This is a genomic window from Liquorilactobacillus vini DSM 20605 (assembly GCF_000255495.1).
Classification (GTDB): Bacteria; Bacillota; Bacilli; order Lactobacillales; family Lactobacillaceae; genus Liquorilactobacillus; species Liquorilactobacillus vini.
Map to the genome: position 1 here is coordinate 1 of NZ_AHYZ01000094.1, position 756 is coordinate 756.

A 756-nucleotide genomic window follows, 5' to 3' on the forward strand; every position below is an offset into this window, starting at 1 on the left:
TCCTATTTACTTTTTTATTTTTTAAAAAACAAGTATAAAAAAATACATCCCCCATCGCCAAAATAAGGATGTTGTCAAGGGCGGTATAAAAAAACGTCCGCACCCCCTTTCCTACATTTTATAACCGCCCTCTACAGATGTATCCCATTAACAAAAAATGAACCCAGCAATTAAGTTAGAGTCCATAAGTGAGGTGGATTTGTATGTGTCAAGTTTCTCTCGTAGCTCCAAAAATTGAATCTTTTCTCATCTTAACTATTCTAAAAGATCTTTGCTAGTCTTCCAATCGCCGAACTGCTTGGCGCATCTTGAACTATCCTACCTTGCAGAACTCCTATATGCGGTGCCTGGACTTTCTCAAAAAGCTTGAGACTTGATAATTTGTCCTTAACTTGATGGGTAAATCGTTTTGCCAATTCCTTAAATCTCATTGCTCCCACCAATCCTTCATTCTGTTGCGCATCAATAATTCGCGACATTGCTTTTAACCCGGCCTTACTCCATGATCTTACTTGACGTTTTAAACGATAGGTGTAGCGCCGATGGTTACTTTCGCAGCTTCCTAATCCTTTAGGCTTCTTTAGTCCTCGTAATTCTGCTGGCTTAATATATTGCCAATTCCGCTTTAGGTAATTCTCTAGTTTCCGTAATGCCATGGAGCTAGTATAAATTTACTGCACTTGCCACCGTGCGCATAACCCCTTTGGAAGCTAAGCCCGATACTCGCGCTAATAGTAAAGGTGAATAGCGTTTGCC

The 756-nt window shown here is 40.2% G+C and carries 1 protein-coding gene; it reads right to left on the reverse strand.

The genetic code is table 11. The features are described from left to right. Positions 1 to 260: 260 nt before the first annotated feature. The gene (locus tag ON15_RS06090) at positions 261 to 656 is read right to left on the reverse strand and encodes a UPF0236 family transposase-like protein (protein ID WP_010580600.1); all 396 of its coding nucleotides are present in this window, start codon (positions 654 to 656) and stop codon (positions 261 to 263) included. Between the last annotated feature and the right edge of the window lie 100 nt (positions 657 to 756).